This is a genomic window from Armatimonas sp. (assembly GCF_031410135.1).
GTDB lineage: Bacteria > Armatimonadota > Armatimonadia > Armatimonadales > Armatimonadaceae > Armatimonas.
In genome coordinates, this window is the sequence record NZ_JANNYP010000321.1 from 1 (window position 1) to 1,446 (window position 1,446).

The 1,446-nt window shown below is 58.6% G+C and carries 2 protein-coding genes; both read left to right on the forward strand.

Features of this window, described 5'->3' with window-relative positions; translation table 11 throughout:
• Positions 1-171: 171 nt before the first annotated feature.
• Positions 172-828 carry a sulfatase-like hydrolase/transferase gene (locus tag RMO15_RS11440; protein ID WP_309712231.1) on the forward strand — a complete coding sequence of 219 codons (657 nt, stop codon included), beginning with the start codon at positions 172-174 and terminating at the stop codon, positions 826-828.
• A 9-nt stretch (positions 829-837) separates the two neighbouring features.
• The gene (locus RMO15_RS11445) at positions 838-1,311 is read left to right on the forward strand and encodes an acyl-CoA thioesterase (protein WP_309712228.1); all 474 of its coding nucleotides are present in this window, start codon (positions 838-840) and stop codon (positions 1,309-1,311) included.
• Positions 1,312-1,446: the final 135 nt, after the last annotated feature.

The window sequence follows — 1,446 nt, forward strand, 5'->3', positions numbered from 1 at the left end:
TTTCGTTGCCTTGATCGAGAGGAGGTGACCTGATATTTTCGTAGTTCTGGGAGAAATTCTTGGCAGAAATCATCAATATCACAGAAGAGATCGAGTAGACTAAGCATGGGTTGGGACTCCTAAAACCGTGTTGTAAGCTAATTCAGTTTACCGGAATCCCGACCCGACCTTATCCCGAACTCACGTTATTTAGCAAGTATCAGCTTTGTGGATAGCCTGGTCGGACGCGTGCTGGATGCCTTGGAGCGCTCGGGGCAGGCCGACAACACCCAGATCGTGCTCTACGCCGACCATGGCTGGCACCTGGGGGAGAAAGGCATCAGCGGCAAGAACAGCCTCTGGGAGGAGAGCACGCAGGTGCCTCTAATCTTCGCTGGCCCCGGCATCCGCCCTGGACGCTGCAAGCAACCTGTCGAGCTCCTGGATATCTTCCCCACTCTCTGTGAGCTTGCCCAGCTCCCCGCCGTGGAAAGCCTGGAAGGTCAGAGCCTAAGCCCGCTCCTCAAAAACCCGAAGTCTCGCCGCACACGGCCCGCGATCACGACCCACAACCCCGGTAGTCACGCCATCCGCACCGAGAAGTGGCGCTACATCCGCTACGCCAACGGTAGCGAGGAGCTCTACGACAAGAAGCGCGATCCCCACGAGTGGACTAATCTCGCGGCAAAGCCTGAGCTCGCCAAGACCAAGACCGAGCTGGCGCAGTGGCTCCCCCAGAACGAAAAGCCGCACGCTCCTGGAAGCCAGAGCCGTGTTCTCAAGCAAGCCAGCGATGGCACGTGGCTCTGGGAGGGCAAGCCGGTGCGCATCAGCGAGCTGGAGCGGTAAACTGGAGGCATGACACCTCAGCGACAGATTACGCTCCGCTTTCTGGCGGAGCCCACGGACGTGAACTTCGGCGGGAAAGTCCACGGCGGCGCGGTGATGAAGTGGATTGACCAGGCGGGCTATGCCTGCGCCGTGGGCTGGAGCGCCCACTACTGCGTCACGGTCTATGTCGGTGGCATTCGCTTCGAGCGCCCGATCCTAATCGGTCATGTCGTAGAAGTAGCCGCCAAAGTGATCTACACCGGCCGCACCAGCATGCACCTCGCCGTGGATGTGTCGGCGGGCGATCCACGCACGGGCGGCGTCTCCCCCACCACCCACTGCCTCATGGTCTTTGTTGCCATGGACGAGAACAACAAGCCGGTCGCTGTCCCACCGTGGACTCCCGAGACCGACGAAGACAAGACCCTCCAGCACTACGCTACCCGCATGATGGAGCTACGCCAGCAAATCGCCGACGAAATTCAGCCCCTCAAGCCATAGCGGGGCTGCGCCGGGATAAAAACGGCTTCTCAAAGTAGCGTGAGGCGAAGTGGCCTACCAAAATACACAAGGGCAGAGTCACAAAAATATTAATAAAGATGGCATAAATTTCTAAGTGAAGCATTTTTGTCACCG

Excerpts from the sequence above, each read along its gene's own strand:
- RMO15_RS11445 (WP_309712228.1), top strand. The coding sequence starts at position 838 with ATGACACCTCAGCGACAGATTACGCTCCGCTTTCTGGCGGAGCCCACG.